The organism is Enterococcus lemanii, assembly GCF_016909125.1.
Lineage (GTDB): Bacteria > Bacillota > Bacilli > Lactobacillales > Enterococcaceae > Enterococcus_I > Enterococcus_I lemanii.
The window spans coordinates 15,841-35,890 of record NZ_JAFBFD010000034.1 but is presented as its reverse complement, the minus strand read 5'-3'; the positions used below and the strand labels follow the sequence as shown (position 1 = coordinate 35,890).

The window sequence follows — 20,050 nt, the reverse complement described above, 5'->3', positions numbered from 1 at the left end:
TATTTTACCAATTTGGAGAAGTTTATGCTATTTTTATTGTCCGGAACTCAGTTATATCAGGGGTTTAGCCGGGTTTTGGATGTTTCAAGTTTTAGATATTTAGCAATTATTCAGTAGACAGTATTTAAAAATGGTACGCAAATATAACAAAATTAAAAAGAAGAATTAGGCTCTTGTAAAAAAGCAATTTCATCCGAAGAAGAAGTGCGTCCTAAGACTTGATTCCGATGTGGGTAACGACCAAATCTTTCGATGATCGCTACGTGCAATTTTTCGTACTTCAAGCGACTTTCTAGACCAGGTTCTTCAAACAAATAAGCGTATTCTTGATGAATTTTTAGCGATTCACTATGCATGAACGGCATAATTAAAAAGCCTTTTTCTGCTATCGTTAAGTCCTTTAAATCCGTTCGCTTAAGAGCTTCTTGCGCTAAAATAAGAGCCATCCCGTCATAAGCAAAAGCTTGGGCTTGGTTTCGATAAATGTTACGTGAAAATTGATCTAGTAAAATAATTTCAGCTAAATAACCGTGAATGGATTGCCGCCAATGAGCCAGCTCGCCTTGACTAGCCGCTTGGTGAAGGGCACCAAATTTGGTAATAATCGTTTGATCAAACACCGTACCGCCATTAAACCAACTTTCAGCAGGCGTTTCTTTAAACCAAAAATCTAATACAACTTGAGGATCCATATCAATCATTTCCCTCCATGCTTTTTCCTTTAGTCTACCGCGGTCTTTGAAAGATTTCAAATAAATAAAAGAAAGAGCTAGCTTTTTGTTAAAAAACTTGATATAGTAACTGCAATGTTTTTTTTACCTAAAACTTATTTTTAGGTCTTTACTTTAGTAGGTCAGTTATTCCCTATTCAGAAAGTCGATGGTTGCTGTGAATCGATAATAATAACTTGACTGAATTACACGGTATCGTATAACAAGTGAATGAATCGATTGAGGAGAACAGGCATGACTGTTCTTAAATTAAGGTGGTACCACGAAGTCATTTCGTCCTTAGCTAGAAATTAGCTAGGGGCTTTTTTTATGTTATTTTTAGGAGGTGAAGTTTGGTGAATAGTAGTCGCGTGAACCGTTATCGTCTTTTTTCTAATTGTTAAGATAAAATCGAATAGAAAATAGGAGAGAACAAAAATGAAAAAAAATCAACCAAGTATGATTGAAGCAAGTCTTGTTTTAAGCTTTATTATCGCCAGCATTTCAATTAGCGTAATTGTATTAAAAGTTACACCGAGCATCGCCATTTTATTTGCCATTGCTGTGACAATGATTTACGCCTTAGTGAAAAAAATTCCTTTTGAACGCATGAATGAAGGATTTGTAAATGGGGTCAAACCAGGTATTATTCCAATTTTTATTTTTCTTTTAGTAGGTGCTTTAATAGCCGTTTGGATTCAAGCAGGCATTATTCCGACTTTAATGGTTTATGGCTTTAAGTTAATTAGTGTTAAATGGTTTATCCCATCAATTTTTATTGTCTGTGCAATTGTTGGAAGTGCTGTTGGCAGTGCCTTTACTGTGATGTCGACCATCGGGATTGCTTTTTTTGGTATCGGAATGACATTAGGGATTCACCCACCTTTAATTGTTGGTGCAATAGCGTCAGGTTCAATTTTTGGCGATAAAATGTCTCCGTTGTCAGAATCAACGAACCTAGCTGCGGCGATTGCAGAAGTTGATTTATTTAAGCATATTCAACACATGATGTGGTCAACGATTCCAGCTTTCTTTGTTTCGCTTGTTTTGTTTGCTGTTTTAGGCGTGCAAAATCAAAAAATAGAGCTAGTTGAAATTGCTAAAGTGACGGAAGTTTTAGAAGCGAATTTTGAAATTTCACTTTGGGCACTCTTACCAATTTTGGTGATGTTTTTATGTGCCTGGAAAAAAATACCTGCCATTTTAACAATCATTATTAACGTTGGCATTGGCATTTTGTTTATACTTGTCCAAACACCAGATACCTCACTTTTAGAAATTGCCAACCATATTGAATCAGGTTTTATCTCCCATACAGGTAACGAACAAATTGATTTGTTACTTTCACGTGGTGGGATTATGAGTATGATGCCGACTGTGGCTCTAATTATCTTAACTCTTTCTTTAGGGGGGTTATTAATGGAGACGCAATTAATCGAAACCGTTATGAATGCCGTTGCCACAAAATTAAAATCAACAGCCGGCATCGTTATCGCTTCATTAATGACCGCTATCGGAGTCAATTTTTTCATTGGTGAACAATTTTTATCGGTTATTTTACCAGGCAATGCCTTTAAAGACGTCTACAAAAAAAATAATATTAATCGCCTTGTCTTAAGTCGTTCACTCGAAGATGGCGGAACGGTCATTAATTACCTCATTCCGTGGGGCATCGCTGGTAGTTTTGTTGCCGGCACATTTGGCATCCCAACGTTGACCTTTTTACCCTTTGTCTTCTTTAGTCTACTTTCACCCGTCTTTTCAGCAATCAGCGCCCTAACCGGAATTGGAATCGGTAAAAACCAAGGTGATAAAAAAGGCGCTATGCTCTAAGCAATTGGAAGGAAATTCACTCAAGCGCACTTTGCTTGCGAGAATTTACTGAAATTGCCGCAAGAGCAGCCTTTTATACCCCGAGACCAAGGTGATAAAAAAGGCGCTATGCTCTAAATCACTGAAAAGTCACAGAAGAAAATCTGTGGCTTTTTTTATACGCAAAAATTCCACTGTTTCCCTTGTTAATTAGTGTCTACCGATTCAATAATAAACATTGAAACAGGGTGTTTAAAATGGCCCCATCGATAGGGACAGTTTGAAAAAAGTAACGCAAAAAGCAACTTTTTCTTGCAATAGTTAACAAACAATCCTTTGAACTTTGGTTGAGACAACAGTATACTGAAGGTCAAGAGGTGAACAAAATGCAAATTGGGCAAATTATTTTAGAAAAAAGAAAAGAAAAAAAGGTAACGCAACAAACATTAGCTGACTTTTTAGGAGTCTCAAAAGCATCGGTTTCAAAATGGGAAACTGGGACGACTTATCCCGATATTACGTTGCTTCCTTTAATTGCCGCTTATTTTGATTTGAGCATGGATCAACTTTTTGCTTATGAAGCTCACCTTTCCAACAAAGAAATTCAACGCATTTATCAAATGTTACAAAATACTTTAAACACGGAGTCAGGCTCAGAAGTGTTATCTTCTTTAAGGCGTTTTGTTCGTCGATATTATGCTTGTCCGCCTTTTATTCTCCAGATGGGCCTTTTTATGATTAATCATTACGATTATTTTCCTGGAGAATCGTTGAAAGAAAAGCAACAATCTTATTTAAAAGAAGCACAAGGTCTCTTTAGGCATGTCAAAGAATCGGCGACGACGGTGGAACTCATTCAAAAAGCGCGAGACTACGAGGCTTACACAGCACTTCTTTTAGAAAAACCTGATTACGTTCTAACGTTACTTGGGGAGTACGCACCGGCTTATTTTCCAACTGAAAGTTTAATTGCAGCAGCTTTTCAAATGAAAAAAGAAGAAAAACGCGGCATTGTCACTTTACAAAGTGCCCTTGCTCAATACGTCTTTGTGATGATGAGTGGTTTGACGAATTATTTACAGTTGTTAACAAACGATGAAGAAAAATTAACCGAAACGTATCAAAGAGGTCGACAATTGGCACATATTTTTCAGTTGGCTCAACTTAATCCAGTCAATTTAATGAATTTTCAGTTATCTGCTTTATTTGGTTTTGCACAAATTCAAAAAGAAGCGGTCGTTCTTGAAATCTTAACGGATTTTGGCAATGTCATGGCACAAACGCAATTCCCTGTTCAGTTACATGGGGATGCCTATTTTGATCAAATCCAACCGTGGCTAGAGCAACTTGATTTAGGAACGTTAATGCCAAGAAATACGCAAAATTTACAAAAAGAATTACTCGAGCTTGTTTTGACCCACCCGTTATTAGCGCCTTATCAAACAAGCATCCCCTATCAAAAAATCCAACAAATAAAGGAGCAACAACATGAATAATACCGAATTCTTTTTAAATAACTTACCTCTCTTTCTTCCATTAATTGTTTTGCAATTTGGCTTAATGGTGACGGCACTCATTCACGTTTTAAAACACCCCAATTATCGTTTTGGCAACAAAGCGCTGTGGGTAGTGGTTGTCGTTTTATTTCAAATCGTTGGCCCAGTTATTTATTTTGTCTTTGGTCGAGGCGATGAAGAATGAAAGTCTTAGAAGTTCAAGCCATTTCAAAAAAATTTGGTGCAAAACAAGTGCTTGACCAATTAACTTTTTCGATTGCACCAGGTACCATTTTTGGTTTTGTAGGGGCAAATGGGGCCGGTAAGACAACGACGATGAAGATGATTTTAGGGCTTGAGAAACTAGACACCGGCGCGATTTATTTAAACGGTCAAAAAGTGAGCTATGGCGATACGGCTACGAATCAAATGGTCGGGTATTTGCCAGACGTCCCAGCATTTTACGACTATATGACCGTGCGCGAATATTTAAAATTGTGTGCACAAATTACGAAAATCCCTAAAGAAAAACAAGACCAACAAATAGAAGAAATGTTGGAATTGGTCGGTTTGAGCCAAGAAAAAAAGAAAATAAAAGGCTTCTCACGTGGGATGAAACAACGTCTAGGTATTGCGCAAGCTTTACTAAACAAGCCGCAATTTTTAATTTGTGATGAACCAACATCTGCTTTAGATCCAAGTGGCCGGACGGAATTTCTTGATTTACTAGCGTCTTTAAAAGGCCAAGTGACGATTTTATTTTCAACGCATATCTTAAGTGATGTCGAGCGAATTGCCGATGAAGTCGGGATTTTACATAAGGGACGCTTACAAGTTTGCGGTCAGTTAAATGCTTTAAAAGAACAATATGCCCAAGCAAAGATTGCATTAACCTTTACAAATCAAGTCCAAGCCACGCAATTTAGCGAAGGGTGGACGCTAAGTGAGGTTACCCAGACACGTGAGCAAGTCGCGGTTAGTTACCACACGTCGTATGATCAAGCGTTTCAAGCTGTCCTGACTTTTTTACAACAACAAAAATTGAACCCGGTAGCAATCAATCACTTAGCTCCTTCTTTAGAGCAAATCTATTTGGAGGTGACCAAATGAAAGGTTTTTACGCTTTTTGTCAAAAAGAACAATTAGAAACCCGCCGTACGAAAAAAATCTGGCTGTTACTCGTTATTTTTAGTCTTTTTGGATTAATGAATCCTCTGGTCGCCAAGTTAACGCCTGAAATTTTAAAAATGAGTTTCGGTGAAAATGTGCCAATCCCGACACCAACGTCACTTGATTCTTGGACGCAGTTTTATAAAAATATTAGTCAAATAGGGATCTATTTATTTGCGATTATTTTTAGTGGCATCGTGAGCCAAGAAATCGCGAAAGGCACTTTAATTCCGCTAACGACCAAAGGCTTAAAACGCGGAACGGTTATCTTGAGTAAGTGGGTTGTTTTATACGGACAGTGGTTACTCAGTATTTTTGTCTGTTTTGGCATCACATATGGCTATACGCTTTACTATTTTCCTGACCAAAACAGTCCGCATCCTTGGTTAGCAGTCGCGCCACTCGTTATCTTTGGTATTTTTTTTAGTAGTGTTATTGTTTTCACTTCTGTTCTTGCTAATAACCAATTCGAAGGCTTGATTTTAACGGTTTTGGTGATGGTTGTCGGTTATTTAGCGAATCTTTTTGAAGTCGTTAAAAACTGGAATCCCATTTCATTAATTGGTCAAAATTTAGCTATTTTACAAGATAAAAGTATCTGGTCTGATTTACGGCCAAGCCTTGTGCTAACGAGTATCTTAGCCGTTATTCTTTTATTTGGCGCTATTTTAATTTTTAAAAACAAAAAAATCTAAAAAAGAAAGCAAGGGTCTGATGAGGCGCTTGTTTTTTTTAGTAACTAAAATCACGCTTGTTTTAAAAATGAATTTAGCATAAAATCAAAATGAAATCGTTTTACAAGGAGGAAACCTGTGGCGAACTATTATAAAGTTTTACTAGTCGATGACGAGGAAGAAATTCGAGAAGGGATGGCCCGCCGCGTTCCTTGGGCAGACCTTGGCCTCGTTATTTGTGGAACCGCCGAAAATGGCATCGAAGCACTTGACCTAGTCGAAAAAGAAAACCCCGATATTATTATTACCGATATCCAAATGCCTTTTATGGATGGTTTAGAATTTATTGAGCAAGCCCGTAAACGTTTGCCGTTATCAAAATTTATTGTTTTTTCAGGGTACGATGTATTTGAATACGCCCAAAAATCGGTTTCGTTGCACGTAACCGAATACTTACTAAAGCCCTTTTCAGCCCAAGATTTAAGTGACGTACTGCTTAAAATCAAACAACAAATGGACCAAGAAAAGCAAGAACGCCGCGACTTAGCTAGCCTACAAGCACGCTTTGATGAATCGTTGCCGTTGTTGCAACAAAGTTTTCTCTTAGGTTGTTTGAGTGGTTTTTTACCGCCAGAAAGAATCTTACAACAAAAGCCAAGTTTCTCATTTTCAAATCATGAAGCGTATAGTGTCATTTTATTTGAAGTGGGTACGGGGAAAGAAAACAACTATTTTATTGGTCGAGAAGAACTTTATTTAATGTCGATTAAAGAATTTGTTAGTCAAAAATTACCACTAGAAATAGTCAATCATACGTTTATTTTTGGTGAATACGTCGTTGCGATTTTAGCCTTTCCGCCTAATTTTGAAGTCGGAAATTTAGTCAAGCAAGTCAATGATATTTGCCGAGAAGCCAGCCAAATTAGTACGCAAATCGTTTTAGCCGGGTTAAGTCAAAAAATTAAAGAATTAACCTTTTTACCGCAAGCTTTTCGTGAAGCACAAGATGCCCTGACGTATAGTTACCGTTTGGACCGCTCAGAATGGTTTGCGACTTATCAAAAAGACATTGCCAAAGAACAAGCCGTGACCGCCTTACTGCTCACTGAAAATGAAGAGCGCACCTTCACCAATTTAATCAAACTAGGCAACAAAGAACTACTGACCCAAGCAATCAATGAAAGTTTCAAGCGTATCAAAGAACAACACGTGCCGTTAAAATATTACCAAGTTTACTTACTCGAACACGTCACCTTGCTTTTAAAAATTGCGCACAGTTATAGTTTTGAGCCAATGGATGTTTTTGGCGAAGATTTATTGAAGATGGTAGAAGATTTACAAAAAGTCTCCCTTGAAGAAATGACGAATTGGTTTTTGACAAAGAGCCAGCAATTAAACGAAAAAATTCAGTGGAGTACAGCCGATTCAGGGAAAGCCGTCATTCAAAAAGCGAAATTACTCGTCAAAGAACAATACAGCGATCCAGAATTAACAATTGAAAAAATGAGTCAGGCCCTATTTTTAAGCCCAGCCTACTTTTCTTCTTTATTTAAAAAAGAAACAGGACAAAGCTTTATTTCGTTTTTAACCGAAGAACGTTTGCAACAAGCCAGACAGTTAATGGAGACAACGAACGATAAAAGTTATGTAGTGGCTGAAAAAGTGGGCTATAGCGAACCGAATTATTTTAGCTACGTATTTAAAAAACGATTTGGTCTGTCACCATCAAAATACCGCAATCAAATGGCTAAAGTGTAGGTGAATGGCTTGAAAAAAATCAAAACAGGATTGACGCACTTGACGCAGTTTTTTTACCGAAAAGGCTTGCAGTTTACGCTTTTATCGACGTTTACGCTCGTATCGGTTTCGGCCATTTTACTAGTAACGATCGGCTCGTTACGCCAATTTACCGCCACAACAGAAGAAATGACCAAAACAGCCAGTGTGGAGTTACTGGATCAAGTGAATTTTAATTTAGACGATTATATTCACCGTTTAATGGGGGTATCCAATACCGCTTACTATAAAATTTTAAAAGACAATGACGTTCGTTTCGATCAAGCAACGATTAGTCGGGAACTCAATTTGTTATTTTCAGCCAATTAAAGCATCTTAGCCACGATTGCCGTTTTTAATCAGGAAGGCGAGTTAGTGAATAGCTCACCGAGTAGTCAAATGAAAGAAACAGTCGAAGTAACCAAACAACCTTGGTTTCAAAGCGCCAATGAAAAAGTTGAAAATGTTCATTTTTCCAAGCCGTATGTTGATAACCTATTTTTACCGATCAATAACACGTATCACTGGGTAGTCTCCTTGAGTCGCTCGGTGGAACTAATTAACAACGGGGAAATTGAACGTGGCGTGCTCCTAGTGAATATGAACTTCTCAGGTATTGAAAAAATTAGCACCAATGCCAATTTAGGCAATGGGAGTTATTTATATTTAATGACTTCTGACGGGCAGTTAATTTATCATCCACGGCAACAATTAATTTATAGTGGGTTAATGCTAGAAAATACGCACGAAGCTTCCCAATACGGTCAAGGGAGCCACCGTGAGATTTTTCAAGGGGAAAAACGTTTTGTCACGGTTAAGACGATGGGCTATACCGGGTGGAAAATCGTCGGGGTGAACCCAGTCGCGCAAATGCGATCCAGTGTGTTAAACAACCAATTGTTTATTTGGAGTATTGCTGTTTTAGTGAGTTTATTTTTATTAAGCATTAACTTATTGATTAGCTCTTATGTGACAAACCCACTCCGCCAATTAGAAAAAGCTGTTTGGCGGATGGAGCAAGACCTTTCAGATATTGACATTCCAATTGAAGGGACTTACGAAATTCAACATTTAGCCAAAACACTGACAACCATGGCACAAACGATGCAACGCTTGATGCAAGACATTGTGAAGCAACAAGAACAAATGCGTGAAAAAGAAATGAATGCTTTGCAACAACAAATCAATCCTCATTTTTTATACAATACGCTGGACTCAACGATTTGGATGATTGAAAGTGGCCGATATGAAGGAGCCATTACGATGATTACGTCACTGGCGCGTTTCTTTCGCATTAGTTTGAGTAAAGGCAAGAACATTATCTCTTTAGCCGATGAGTTAAAGCACGTGGAAAGTTATTTAATGATTCAAAAAATTCGTTATAAAAATAAATTTGAATACGTCATTTCAATTGACCCGTCAATTAAAGAGGCGGCCAGTATTAAATTAATTATTCAGCCTTTGGTCGAAAACGCGATTTATCATGGCATGGATTATATGTATGAAGAAGGCGAGATTCAAATTCGAGCGTATCGTCATGAAGCAGACATTTATATCGACGTTGAAGACAATGGACCGGGCATGACGCCTGCTCAAATTGACCAACTCCGTCAAGGAAACGCCAATAAACAAAAGAAAAAAGGTTCCGGTATCGGTTTTAAAAATGTCGAGGAACGAATCAAATTGTTTTATGGCAAAAACTATGGTTTAGAAGTGTATAGTGAGCCCGACGAAGGCACGTTGATTCGCATTCATTTGCCTTATCAAACCTTAGAAGGAGAAGACGAACATGAAGGAATCCTTTAAGAGCTTGTTGTTATTGTTTAGTATGGTCTTGTTCATTTTCTCTGTTGCCTTTTATTACACAAGACCAAAACGCCAACAAGCCTATCAACTCCAAGTATATTTAAGAAACGCCTTTGACGATTCAGGGCACAACGCTTTAAAGCAAGGAATGGAAGTGGCCGCCGCAGACTTGAAAGTCGATTTGTCTTTTGTTTCATTAGAAAAAGACGCGAGTGAGCAATCGCTAGAAACCCTAGTTGAGAATGCTAAAAAACAAGGCAGCCAAGGAATGATTTTAGAACCGTCCAATCAATTAATGAGCCAAATTGAAAAAAGTTCGTCAAATGAAGTTCTTCCAATGGTTTTTGTGAACAATCCTGGAACGGCTAAAGACACCATCCCCGTCATTTCAGCTGATAATTACCAAATTGGCGAAGCACTGGGAAAAGAAATCGAACGCCAAAACGAAACGAAAAAACCACTGTTAATTGTGCAAGCGTCCTCGTCCTTTGCCGAAAATGACTTACAGCAACAAGGGTTAATTGCGCAATTAACCAAAGCAAAAATTCCTTATACACTTTACGCGCCGACTACGCAAGCACTCGAAGAAGAATGGGCAACCCTTTTAAACGAGGAATCGTATTTTGGCCTGGTGTCAATGAGTCGAGAAGAAGGAGAGCTGCTCGGGAAAATCAAAAAAAATGATGCTTCCTTAGAGAACCTCGCTTTGTTTTCGTTTGGGTATTCCAATACGCTCATTCATTATGTTGATCAAGAACGAATTCAAGGTTTAGGCGTGAGTAATCAATTTGCCGTAGGTTACGCGGCGGTCACACAATTAATTGGTGACCTATCGAATCAAAAGCAGCGCCAACCCAATATTTCAAGTTTAATTGTAACCAAAGAGAATTTGTTTGAAGAAGAAAACCAAAAATTGTTATTCCCTTTTATCCAATGAGGAGTGAGCAAATGAAAAGTTGGAAAGTCTATTTAACCCTGTTTTTCTTGAGTTTAGCCAGCGTCTTTTTTTTGTTAGGCAAAGAAAAAGGCCAAGCCGAAGAACGCTTGCCGCAACAAGCACTAAAAATTGGGGTCAGTTTATATCGGGGAGACGATGAATTTATATCTTCGGTTAGCCGAGCACTAGAAGAAGAAAAAAGCCACAAAGAAGAAAAGTTTCAACAAAAAATGACCCTCAACATCTTAGACGCCAAAAATAGTCAAACCATTCAAAACGCCCAAATTGATCAATTTATTCGTAAAAATTATGATGTCATCGTCGTGAATGTCGTCGATCGAACGGTTGCCGCAACTTTAATTCATAAAGCCAAACAAGCCAAAATCCCGATTATCTTTTTTAATCGAGAACCCATTGAGACCGACCTTCTACAATGGGACCAAGCGTTTTATGTCGGCAGCCGCGCACAAGAGTCTGGTGAGATGCAAGGGCAACTCGTTTGGCAAGCTTACCTAGAAAATCCAGACCGCTTTGATTTGAATGGCGATGGTAAAATCCAATACGTCATGTTAGAAGGAGAAGAAGTCCATCAAGATTCTTTAATTCGAACCGAAACGTCCATTCAATCAATCGTTGATGCCGGAGTAAAAGTGGAACGTTTAGCTCGCGGCGTAGGCAATTGGATGCGCCAGCCAAGTAAAGAATTCATGAGTCAATGGCTAAAAGAATTCGATCAGCCAATTGAGTTAGTCATTAGTAATAACGATGAAATGGCTCTAGGTGCCGTCGAAGCCCTACAAAGCGAAAAACAAATGCCCCCACCTCAAATTGTAGGCATTGATGGGACAAAAGAAGGCATCGAAGCCGTTGACAATGGACAAATGTTAGGTACGATTTTGGCCGATACAACCGCGCAAGCCAAAGGAATTTTAGACTTAGCTTATGCGACCAGTCAAAATCGACCAATCAAAGAAATTGAGCCAAAGGTAAAAGACCAATACCTTTGGATTCCGCATCAAATTTATACCACCGAAAAATAAAAGCCATGAAAGTTTGGCGCTCGGTCAAAACATCTTGCGTTATAAGAATGAAGAAGAGCCTCGGTTCTTCTTTTTTTGTTTGTTTTCACAAAGGAAACCGATTCCAAAAAAATCGCTAAATAATCGAAAAATATTCTATGTTTTAAATGAAAGCGATTCCTTATACTGTAGATACAGTTAAACAAAAGGAGGAACAAATAATGAATAAAAAGAAATTTGCTTTAGGCTTAGTCGGGGCGGCAACAGTCTTAACCCTTGGTGCATGTGGTGCCAGAGGAGGTTCTTCAACTTCTGATGAATCAGCCGATACCGGAAAAGGTGGCGGTGAAAAACTGATTGGGGGCGCCATTTATAAATTTGATGATACCTTTATGACTGGGGTTCGAACAGCGATGACGAATGCGGCAAAAGAAGCCGGTGTCAAATTAGAACTCGTAGATTCACAAAATAAACAACCAACTCAAAATGAGCAAGTCGACACCTTCATTACAAAAGGCGTTCAAGCGTTAGCCGTCAATCCAGTTGACCGTACAGCAGCCGGCCCAATCATTGAAAAAGCGAAAGCCAAAGACTTACCAATTGTCTTTATTAACCGTGAACCAGAAGAAGCCGATATGAACAGCTACGATAAAGTTTGGTACGTGGGCGCCAAAGCGGAGCAATCAGGCACACAATCAGGCCAAATCATTGCTGATTACTTTGAAGCCAATCCAGAAGCGGATAAAAATGGCGATGGCGTTATTCAATACGTGATGTTACAAGGGGAACCTGGTCACCAAGATGCAACTTTAAGAACCGAATATTCAATTAAAGCGATTGAAGAAGCAGGCTTTAAAACAGAAAAATTAGCAGCCGATACGGCGATGTGGGACAAAGCCAAAGCAACAGACTTGATGAAATCATTCTTAACAGGTCAAGGAGTCGACAAAATTGAAGCCGTGATTGCCAACAACGACGATATGGCGTTAGGTGCAATCGAGGCACTAAAAGCAGAAGGATACAATACCGGCGATCCGGCGAAATTTATCCCAGTTGTCGGCGTGGATGCAACGGCGCCAGCTTTAGAAGCGATGAAAGACGGCTCATTATTAGGAACGGTTTTAAATGATGCCGTGAACCAAGGAACAGCGACTATTAATGTAGCCAATGCAGTGATGGATGGAAAAGAAGTAAATGAAGCAAATGTAGGTTACCCAGTGACCGACGGCAAATACATTTGGATTGATTATGTAAAAGTCACCAAAGATAACTACGCAGAGTTTATGAAGTAAATCGAAAATAGCGCTGAGTAAGGGTTATCGCACAAAAAAGAAACAGCGATAGCCCTTGCTTGATATGCAAGGAAAAATAACAAGAAAGGGAATGAAAATCATGTCAGATGTCGTATTAGAAATGAAAAACATCATAAAAGAATTCCCAGGAGTAAAAGCCTTAGATGGTGTGAGTTTAACAGTAAAAAAAGGCAGTGTTCATGCATTAATGGGCGAAAATGGAGCAGGCAAATCAACCTTAATGAAATGTCTTTTTGGGATTTATCATGAAGATGGCGGCGAGATCATTTTGGATGGAAAAAAAGAAGACATTCTAAATTCGAAACAAGCATTAGATTTAGGCGTTTCAATGATTCACCAAGAATTACACCCCATCCGTTATCGACCAGTCATGGAAAACATTTGGTTAGGTCGCTTTCCAATGAAAGGCATCGTGGTCGATCGCAAGGAGATGATTCGTCAAACAAAGGAATTATTTAAAGAAGTCGAACTAAATGTTGATCCCGAAGCACTAGCCGGGTCACTTTCACCCTCCACGTTACAATTAGTTGAAATCGCCAAAGCCGTAAGCTATCATTCTAAAATTATTATTATGGACGAACCAACTTCTTCATTAACGGAAAACGAAACAAAACACCTCTTTAAAATTATTCGCTCCTTACAAGATAAAGGCGTGGCCATTATTTATATTTCTCACAAAATGGAAGAAATTTTAAAAATCTCAGATGACGTAACCATCATGCGTGATGGCCAATACGTTGGTACGTGGGCAGCCAAAGAGTTAACCACCGACCTCATCATTCAGCGCATGGTTGGACGTGATATGACGCAACGTTTTCCAGAGAAACATTATCAACCAAGCCAAGAAGTCATTTTAAAAGCCACCGATTTAACTGCAAGTGATCCGACTTCTTTTAAAAATGTTAACTTTGAATTGCGTAAAGGCGAAATTCTAGGCATCGGTGGACTAGTTGGCGCACAGCGTACCGAACTGGTTGAAGCGATTTTTGGCCTAAGAGGGATTGCATCAGGTACCCTGGAAAAAAATGGCCAGGCTCTAAAAATCCGCCATCCAAAAGATGCCATCAAAAATAAAATCGCCCTTCTAACGGAAGAACGACGAGCCACTGGGATTTTTGGCGTCCTATCGATTTTAGATAATACCGTCATTGTGAATCAAAAAGATTATGCACACGCAGGCATGTTAAACGATCATGAACGATTACACGCCGCCGAAAAAGCCAATCAAGAACTAAGAACCAAAACCCCCAACATGGATGAACTCATTCGCAATTTATCCGGTGGAAACCAGCAAAAAGTGTTACTCGCGCGTTGGTTATTAACCAACCCTGATATTTTAATTTTAGATGAGCCCACTCGTGGGATTGACGTTGGTGCAAAATTTGAAATTTATACGATTATGCACAAATTAGCCGCACAAGGCAAATCAATCATCATGATCTCTTCAGAAATGCCAGAGCTTTTAGGCATGTCTGATCGTGTCATGGTTATGGCAGAAGGTCGGGTAACAGGTATTTTAGATGCCAAAGAAGCCGATTCTGTTGTCGTGATGGATTACGCAACACGATTTGCTGGAAAAGAACACGAGGGATTTGACGAAAGTGAGGAAAATTAGATGGATACACAAGTAAGAATATTACCACGTAAACAATTTGGCCTGTATTTTTCGATTGTTGGTGCCGCTATTTTAGCATTAGCCGTCGTCCTTTGGTACGCACTTGATCCAAATGTTTTTTATGAATTAGCCATATATGTCGGAATGGTCGGAGCCGCCGCTTTATATTTTGGTAGCAATCAGATGTTGGCGCGAAAATATAAAGATGGTGAAGTTGAAATTTCAAAAAACACCGCAAAGACCTTCTTTTTAAACAATGCGATTATTATCTCTTTATTGCTGTTAGTCGTTGTAATTATGGTGATTGAACCACGTTTTATGCAATTAAACGTGCTACTTGATATTTTAACCATGTCTTCAACAAAAATGATTGTGGCACTCGGAATTGCCTTTACGTTACTCATTGCAGGAACCGACCTTTCTGCTGGACGAATGGTTGGACTTGCGGCCGTTGTCTCAACTTCGATGTTGCAAAACCCAGATTATGCCAATCGCTTCTTCCCAGATCTACCAGCGCTACCGGTAATCTTACCGATTGTTCTTGCGATTATTGCAACCGCATTCTTTGGAATGATCAACGGTTTTTTAGTGGCGAAGTTTGACATGCATCCTTTTATTGCCACTTTAGCTGTTTCCGTAATTGTTTATGGCGTAACTTCTTTATACTTTGACATGGAGCCAAACCGTTCACAACCAATCGGCGGAATTCGACCAGACTTTGTCGCCCTTGGTCAAAAGAAAATTTTAACAATGGGCGGTTTTCCTGGCATTTCAATCTTAGTTCCAATCGCGATTTTCTTTATTATTTTAATTTGGTTTATTTTAAACAAGACGGTTTTTGGTAAAAACGTCTATGCTATTGGTGGTAACCGTGAAGCAGCCGTTGTTTCTGGCGTGAATGTCTTTAAAACAACCATGGGTATTTTCGTATTAGCCGCTATTTTATATGGCGTGGCAGGTATTTTAGAAGGGGCCAGAACGGCAGGCGCGACCAACCAATACGGTAACGGTTACGAACTTGATGCGATTGCTGCTTGTGTAGTAGGTGGTGTCTCCTTAAGCGGTGGCGTTGGGAAAGTTGGCGGCATCGTCAGTGGGGTGCTAATTTTCACCGTTATTCAATATGGTTTGCAGTTTATCGCTGTCAGCCCAATGTGGCAACAAGTAATTAAAGGCATCATCATTGCGGTAGCCGTAGCAATTGACTTAATGAAACACCGCAAAAACTAATGCCCCCCTTTATTTCTTAGTAAAAACGTCTAAATGAATACGCTGAGAAATAATTAAATAAACAAAACCGACCTTACATTTTGTGTGAGGTCGGTTTTGTTCGTGTTTTAAGCGTTTTAATTCTAATGGAACGAAAAGTCCATCAGATTTGATTGGACTTTTTTAGGTTGTTTTTTCATGTTTAAACGATCGCGTTTAAAGAACATTACGCCACTTAATGTGATCAGAACGAAGCCTAGCACAGGTAAAAAGATTGAAACACTGCCACCTAATTGTGGTAAAGCGTCATCTTTTTTTGTATTTTTCTCTGTTTTATCCGCTTTACTTGTGCGACTGAACGGGACTTTATTCTTGGTCATTTAATTGTGGAATATCGTTCACATTTTGGTTCGTTCGTTTGTTTAACGAGAGCATTGATTGTCGGGTTTAATTCTTTTATAGCGATTTCAACTTTTGACTCTGTTGCTAATAAATTGGCTTCAACTCCTTGTGCGACTTGCAGTTTTTCGGTGAAAAGTGCCCAAGATTTTTCGGTATAGTTTGCTTGATTAAAAGCAAGTGCGGTAGAAATTAAAGTTTGTAACTCTTTTTTATCAAATTGTGGTACCTTACTAATTCCAAAAGAGTATAGCTTCAGTGCTGAAGAAACCGTTATGCAAATTCAAGAAAAATTTTACTTGCGATCCTTCATTTGACAAAATCATCCTATTTGTTAATGGATACTTGTCACTCATTATTTTTAATAACTTTAAGTCAATGTTCAAAAATTGGGCACGTTATGAATATTTGGCAATTATTCAGTAGACAATAGTTAAATAATTTTTTTTAGAAACAAACAGAAAAACCACAAAGGCAATATCCGGGAATTTTCTAGGTGAAAGGTGGGAAGAATCTTTGACAGCGTTATCCTATAATCAAAGTATCAAAACAAAAACGTTTTCAGGAGGAAAGAACATGTCATTAAAAGTTGGAATTATCGGTTGTGGAGGAATCGCTCGCGGGAAACACTTGCCAGCCTTAGCACAAATTAAAGAAGTTGAATTAGTTGCCTTTTGTGATATTGAAATTGAAAAAGCACAAGAAGTCGCAGAAGTTCACGGTACAAAAGAAGCAAAAGTATTTGCGGATTATAAAGAAATGTTAGCTGAAATGGACTTAGATGTAGTTCATGTTTGTACACCAAACATCTCTCATGCTGAAATTTCAATCGCTGCCATGGAAGCCGGAGCGCACGTGATGTGTGAAAAACCAATGGCTAAAACAACCGCTGAAGCCGAAGAAATGATCGCTGCCTCAAAACGCACCGGTAAAAAATTAACCATAGGCTACCAAAACCGTTTCCGTACAGACTCAAGCTATTTACACGAAGTTTGTGCCGATGGAGAATTAGGCGAAATTTATTCAGCCAAAGCACATGCGATTCGTCGTCGTGCCGTTCCGACTTGGGGCGTATTCTTAGATGAAGAAGCACAAGGTGGCGGACCATTAATTGATATCGGTACACACGCACTAGACTTAACTTTATGGATGATGGACAACTACAAACCAAAATATGTCGTTGGAAAAACTTACCATGAATTAGCAAAAACGAAAAATGCAGCCAATGCTTGGGGCCCATGGGATCCAGAGAAATTCACTGTCGAAGATTCTGCATTTGGCTTTATCGTGATGGAAAATGGCGCAACGATCTACTTAGAATCAAGTTGGGCACTGAATTCATTAGATGTTAAAGAAGCCAAAACAACGCTCTTTGGTACACAAGGTGGCGCAGATATGAACGACGGTTTAACCATTAATGGCGAAGCACGTGGTTTATTATATGAAAAGAAAATCGAATTAGAAACCGGTGGCGTAGACTTTTACGATGGCGCAGGATCAGATCCAGCCGTATTAGAAGCCCAATCTTGGGTCGATGCCATTTTAAATGATACCGAACCAGTCGTGAAACCAGAAGAAGCATTAGTCGTAACGGAAATTTTAGAAGCCATCTACGAATCTTCAAAAACAGGGGAACCCGTTTTCTTAAAGAAATAGGAGTAAGCACGTATGCAACCAAAAATCGCGTTACAACTTTGGAGTATCCAAGAAGCTTGTCAAAAAGATTTTAAACAAACCTTAAAAGACGTGAAAAAAGCAGGATATGCCGGTGTAGAATTTGCCGGCTATCACGGCTTAACAGCAGAAGAAGTCAAAGCTTTGCTAGTTGAACTAGACTTAGACGTTGCGGCTTCACACATTCCTTACGAAAAGTTAGCCAATGAATATGAAGCAACCATTGCGTTTGAACAAGCAATTGGCAATTCACGTATCGTCGTTCCTTACAGGTCGTTTCCTGATTTTGCAGGGTGGCAAAACTTCGCCCAAGAATTAAAAACGTTAGCAGAAAAATTAAGTAAAGCCGGTTTTGAACTGTATTACCATAACCATGCCCATGAATTTCAAGAAGTACCCAATACCGATCTGCTAACGTATTTAACGGCAGAAGTACCGGCTCTAAAATTAGAAGTCGATACGTATTGGGTGGCGTTTGCCGGACTATCGGTGGAAGAATATTTAACCAAACAAGCACCCGTCGTTGGCTTGTTGCATATAAAAGAAATGCAAGAAGACCCAACCGAAAGTACGGAAATCGGTAAAGGCATCTTACCAATTGATCGTTATGTAGCCTTTGCTAAAAAACAAAATTTACCTTGGCTCATCGTTGAACAAGAAGTGTTCCAAACCCTTGAACCACTTGAAGCGATGGCAGTCAATTATCAAGCATTAGCTCAAATTATGAAGGAGTGTTAACCATGATTCAAGTAACCGTATGGAATGAATACCGTCATGAAAAAACCGACGAAGAAGTACAAAAAATGTATCCAGAAGGCATCCATGGCCAATTAGCGAACTTTATTGGTGAAGAATTTCAAGTGAAAACAGCGACATTAGACGAAGAAGAACATGGTTTAACCGAAGAAGTTCTAGCAGAAACCGATGTTTTGATTTGGTGGGGGCACATGGCTCACGAGGAAGTGCGCGATGAAATTGTGAACCGCGTCCATCAACGTGTCTTAGAAGGGATGGGCTTAATTGTTCTGCACTCTGGCCATTTTTCGAAAATTTTCAAAAAATTAATGGGCACGAGTTGCGATTTGAAATGGCGTGAAGATGGGAAACATTGCCGAATTTGGAATGTAAACCCAAGTCATCCAATCGTAGAAGGTGTCGGTGAATTTATTGAATTAGAACAAGAAGAAATGTACGGCGAACACTTTGACATTCCAACACCAGAAGAATTAGTCTTTATTAGTTGGTTCCCAGGCGGCGAAGTTTTCCGAAGCGGTTGCACTTACCGTCGTGGTAATGGCAAAATTTTCTACTTCCAACCAGGACACGAAACTTACCCAAGTTACTACAATGAAAAAGTGCAACGCGTAATCAAAAATGCCATCAACTGGTGTGCACCAACTGAAAACACGTACCCAACTTATGGACACTACACAGCAAGAGAGGAGTTATAAACATGAAATTAGGAGTTTTTACCCCATTATTTAACCAATTAAGTTTTGAAGAAATGATCGATGCCGTTGCTAAAAAAGGGCTACAAACGGTCGAAATCGGTACCGGTGGCTATCCAGGTGATGCCCATTTGAAAATTGATACCCTTCTTGCAAGTAGCGATGCTCGCAAAGAATATTTAGCAAAATTAGCCGATAAAGGCTTAGAAATCTCGGCTTTAAGTTGTCATAACAACCCCATTGCACCAGACCCACAAGTTGCACAAACAGCCGATGAACTATTACGTAAAACAATCAAGTTAGCGAGTCTAATGAACGTACCAGTTGTGAATGGTTTTTCTGGTGTCTCTGGTGGTAATCCAACTGATACCCAAGTCAACTGGCCTGTTTTACCATGGCCAACAGAATATGAAGACAACTACAATTACCAATGGGAAAACAAATTAATCCCTTACTGGAAAGGCATCAACCAAGACGCCGAAGCAGCCGGAGTCAAAATTGGGATTGAACTGCATGGTGGTTTCTTAGCGCATACGCCTTACACGATGTTAAAATTACGCGATGCTGCTGGAAAAGCAATCGGTTGTAACTTAGACCCAAGTCATTTATGGTGGCAAGGAATTGATCCAGTCGCTGCGATTAAAATCTTAGGCAAAGAAAATGCCATCCATCATTTCCATGCCAAAGACACTTACTTAGATCAAGACAATATCAATATGCACGGTTTAACTGATATGCAGCCATACGGGAACGTGCAGACCCGCGCTTGGACTTTCCGTTCGGTTGGTTGTGGCCATGACTTAAAAGAATGGTCAGATATGATTTCAGCTTTACGTTTATACGGCTATGATTATGTGCTAAGTATCGAACACGAAGACCCAATCATGTCAATCGATGAAGGGTTAACTCGAGCAGTCACTAACTTAAAGAGTATTATGATTAAAGACCAACCAAGTGACATGTGGTGGGCTTAATAATAGAAGGAATGAAGT

Annotated in this window: 20 protein-coding genes; 17 read left to right on the top strand and 3 right to left on the bottom strand. The window is 39.2% G+C overall.

Annotated features, from left to right (window positions below; translation table 11 throughout):
* Nucleotides 1-152 precede the first annotated feature (152 nt).
* Nucleotides 153-692, bottom strand: coding sequence for a DUF924 family protein (locus JOD14_RS10010; protein WP_204654676.1), 540 nt, complete (start codon nt 690-692; stop codon nt 153-155).
* Between the two features lie 456 nt (nt 693-1,148).
* Between JOD14_RS10010 and nhaC the strand changes: the two genes are divergently transcribed.
* The 13 genes from nhaC (at nt 1,149) to mglC (ending at nt 15,558) form a co-directional block, all read left to right on the top strand.
* Complete coding sequence (nhaC, locus tag JOD14_RS10005) at nt 1,149-2,543, top strand: Na+/H+ antiporter NhaC (RefSeq protein ID WP_204654675.1); 1,395 nt, start codon at nt 1,149-1,151, stop codon at nt 2,541-2,543.
* Nucleotides 2,544-2,908: 365 nt separating this feature from the next.
* Nucleotides 2,909-4,018 carry a helix-turn-helix domain-containing protein gene (locus JOD14_RS10000; RefSeq protein ID WP_204654674.1) on the top strand — a complete coding sequence of 370 codons (1,110 nt, stop codon included), beginning with the start codon at nt 2,909-2,911 and terminating at the stop codon, nt 4,016-4,018.
* Nucleotides 4,011-4,223 (top strand): PLD nuclease N-terminal domain-containing protein, encoded by a 213-nt coding sequence (locus tag JOD14_RS09995; protein ID WP_204654673.1) that lies wholly within the window; start codon nt 4,011-4,013, stop codon nt 4,221-4,223. The genes JOD14_RS10000 and JOD14_RS09995 overlap by 8 nt, the downstream gene beginning before the upstream one ends.
* The gene (locus tag JOD14_RS09990) at nt 4,220-5,128 is read left to right on the top strand and encodes an ABC transporter ATP-binding protein (RefSeq protein ID WP_204654672.1); all 909 of its coding nucleotides are present in this window, start codon (nt 4,220-4,222) and stop codon (nt 5,126-5,128) included. Before JOD14_RS09995 ends, JOD14_RS09990 begins: the two co-directional genes overlap by 4 nt.
* Nucleotides 5,125-5,883, top strand: a complete 759-nt coding sequence (locus JOD14_RS09985; protein ID WP_204654671.1) for an ABC transporter permease — start codon at nt 5,125-5,127, stop codon at nt 5,881-5,883. Before JOD14_RS09990 ends, JOD14_RS09985 begins: the two co-directional genes overlap by 4 nt.
* A 117-nt stretch (nt 5,884-6,000) precedes the next feature.
* On the top strand, nt 6,001-7,620 hold the full coding sequence (locus JOD14_RS13565; RefSeq protein WP_204654670.1) for a response regulator: 1,620 nt from the start codon (nt 6,001-6,003) through the stop codon (nt 7,618-7,620).
* 9 nt (nt 7,621-7,629) lie between these two features.
* Nucleotides 7,630-7,968, top strand: a complete 339-nt coding sequence (locus tag JOD14_RS09975) for a hypothetical protein (RefSeq protein WP_204654669.1) — start codon at nt 7,630-7,632, stop codon at nt 7,966-7,968.
* A gap of 3 nt (nt 7,969-7,971) precedes the next feature.
* Nucleotides 7,972-9,444, top strand: a complete 1,473-nt coding sequence (locus JOD14_RS13560) for a sensor histidine kinase (protein WP_338031687.1) — start codon at nt 7,972-7,974, stop codon at nt 9,442-9,444.
* Nucleotides 9,428-10,381 carry a sugar ABC transporter substrate-binding protein gene (locus JOD14_RS09965; protein WP_204654667.1) on the top strand — a complete coding sequence of 318 codons (954 nt, stop codon included), beginning with the start codon at nt 9,428-9,430 and terminating at the stop codon, nt 10,379-10,381. The genes JOD14_RS13560 and JOD14_RS09965 overlap by 17 nt, the downstream gene beginning before the upstream one ends.
* Nucleotides 10,382-10,392: 11 nt before the next feature.
* The gene (locus JOD14_RS09960; protein ID WP_204654666.1) at nt 10,393-11,421 is read left to right on the top strand and encodes a galactose ABC transporter substrate-binding protein; all 1,029 of its coding nucleotides are present in this window, start codon (nt 10,393-10,395) and stop codon (nt 11,419-11,421) included.
* 200 nt (nt 11,422-11,621) lie between these two features.
* Nucleotides 11,622-12,692 carry a galactose ABC transporter substrate-binding protein gene (locus JOD14_RS09955; RefSeq protein WP_204654665.1) on the top strand — a complete coding sequence of 357 codons (1,071 nt, stop codon included), beginning with the start codon at nt 11,622-11,624 and terminating at the stop codon, nt 12,690-12,692.
* Between the two features lie 100 nt (nt 12,693-12,792).
* A complete protein-coding gene (locus JOD14_RS09950; RefSeq protein ID WP_204654664.1) occupies nt 12,793-14,328 on the top strand; it encodes a sugar ABC transporter ATP-binding protein in 1,536 nt (511 codons plus the stop codon).
* Complete coding sequence (mglC, locus tag JOD14_RS09945) at nt 14,329-15,558, top strand: galactose/methyl galactoside ABC transporter permease MglC (RefSeq protein ID WP_204654663.1); 1,230 nt, start codon at nt 14,329-14,331, stop codon at nt 15,556-15,558.
* A gap of 122 nt (nt 15,559-15,680) precedes the next feature.
* Here the strand turns inward: mglC and JOD14_RS09940 are convergent, their stop codons facing one another.
* Nucleotides 15,681-15,917: an LPXTG cell wall anchor domain-containing protein gene (locus JOD14_RS09940; protein ID WP_204654662.1), complete on the bottom strand. Its 237-nt coding sequence runs from the start codon at nt 15,915-15,917 to the stop codon at nt 15,681-15,683.
* A complete protein-coding gene (locus JOD14_RS13635) occupies nt 15,914-16,174 on the bottom strand; it encodes a hypothetical protein (protein WP_379962509.1) in 261 nt (86 codons plus the stop codon). The genes JOD14_RS09940 and JOD14_RS13635 overlap by 4 nt, the downstream gene beginning before the upstream one ends.
* Before the next feature lie 338 nt (nt 16,175-16,512).
* On the opposite strand from JOD14_RS13635, the gene JOD14_RS09935 reads away from it, so the two are divergent.
* Genes JOD14_RS09935 through JOD14_RS09920 form a run of 4 tightly spaced genes read left to right on the top strand, consistent with a single transcriptional unit; the run spans nt 16,513 to nt 20,032 of the window.
* Nucleotides 16,513-17,592 carry a Gfo/Idh/MocA family protein gene (locus JOD14_RS09935; RefSeq protein WP_204654661.1) on the top strand — a complete coding sequence of 360 codons (1,080 nt, stop codon included), beginning with the start codon at nt 16,513-16,515 and terminating at the stop codon, nt 17,590-17,592.
* 12 nt (nt 17,593-17,604) lie between these two features.
* Complete coding sequence (locus JOD14_RS09930) at nt 17,605-18,348, top strand: sugar phosphate isomerase/epimerase family protein (RefSeq protein ID WP_204654660.1); 744 nt, start codon at nt 17,605-17,607, stop codon at nt 18,346-18,348.
* 2 nt (nt 18,349-18,350) lie between these two features.
* Entirely contained in the window at nt 18,351-19,061 is a 711-nt protein-coding gene (locus tag JOD14_RS09925; protein ID WP_204654659.1) for a ThuA domain-containing protein, read from the top strand.
* 2 nt (nt 19,062-19,063) lie between these two features.
* Nucleotides 19,064-20,032, top strand: a complete 969-nt coding sequence (locus JOD14_RS09920; RefSeq protein WP_204654658.1) for a sugar phosphate isomerase/epimerase family protein — start codon at nt 19,064-19,066, stop codon at nt 20,030-20,032.
* The last annotated feature ends 18 nt before the right edge of the window (nt 20,033-20,050 follow it).

What these genes read in the sequence shown, in the direction of transcription:
- JOD14_RS09920 (WP_204654658.1), top strand. Translation starts at nt 19,064, where the DNA reads ATGAAATTAGGAGTTTTTACCCCATTATTTAACCAATTAAGTTTTGAA.
- JOD14_RS09990 (WP_204654672.1), top strand. Translation starts at nt 4,220, where the DNA reads ATGAAAGTCTTAGAAGTTCAAGCCATTTCAAAAAAATTTGGTGCAAAA.
- JOD14_RS10010 (WP_204654676.1), bottom strand. Translation starts at nt 692, where the DNA reads ATGGATCCTCAAGTTGTATTAGATTTTTGGTTTAAAGAAACGCCTGCT.
- JOD14_RS09930 (WP_204654660.1), top strand. Translation starts at nt 17,605, where the DNA reads ATGCAACCAAAAATCGCGTTACAACTTTGGAGTATCCAAGAAGCTTGT.
- JOD14_RS10000 (WP_204654674.1), top strand. Translation starts at nt 2,909, where the DNA reads ATGCAAATTGGGCAAATTATTTTAGAAAAAAGAAAAGAAAAAAAGGTA.
- JOD14_RS09985 (WP_204654671.1), top strand. Translation starts at nt 5,125, where the DNA reads ATGAAAGGTTTTTACGCTTTTTGTCAAAAAGAACAATTAGAAACCCGC.
- JOD14_RS09960 (WP_204654666.1), top strand. Translation starts at nt 10,393, where the DNA reads ATGAAAAGTTGGAAAGTCTATTTAACCCTGTTTTTCTTGAGTTTAGCC.
- JOD14_RS09965 (WP_204654667.1), top strand. Translation starts at nt 9,428, where the DNA reads ATGAAGGAATCCTTTAAGAGCTTGTTGTTATTGTTTAGTATGGTCTTG.
- JOD14_RS09955 (WP_204654665.1), top strand. Translation starts at nt 11,622, where the DNA reads ATGAATAAAAAGAAATTTGCTTTAGGCTTAGTCGGGGCGGCAACAGTC.
- JOD14_RS09950 (WP_204654664.1), top strand. Translation starts at nt 12,793, where the DNA reads ATGTCAGATGTCGTATTAGAAATGAAAAACATCATAAAAGAATTCCCA.
- nhaC (WP_204654675.1), top strand. Translation starts at nt 1,149, where the DNA reads ATGAAAAAAAATCAACCAAGTATGATTGAAGCAAGTCTTGTTTTAAGC.
- JOD14_RS09925 (WP_204654659.1), top strand. Translation starts at nt 18,351, where the DNA reads ATGATTCAAGTAACCGTATGGAATGAATACCGTCATGAAAAAACCGAC.
- mglC (WP_204654663.1), top strand. Translation starts at nt 14,329, where the DNA reads ATGGATACACAAGTAAGAATATTACCACGTAAACAATTTGGCCTGTAT.
- JOD14_RS09940 (WP_204654662.1), bottom strand. Translation starts at nt 15,917, where the DNA reads ATGACCAAGAATAAAGTCCCGTTCAGTCGCACAAGTAAAGCGGATAAA.
- JOD14_RS09995 (WP_204654673.1), top strand. Translation starts at nt 4,011, where the DNA reads ATGAATAATACCGAATTCTTTTTAAATAACTTACCTCTCTTTCTTCCA.
- JOD14_RS09935 (WP_204654661.1), top strand. Translation starts at nt 16,513, where the DNA reads ATGTCATTAAAAGTTGGAATTATCGGTTGTGGAGGAATCGCTCGCGGG.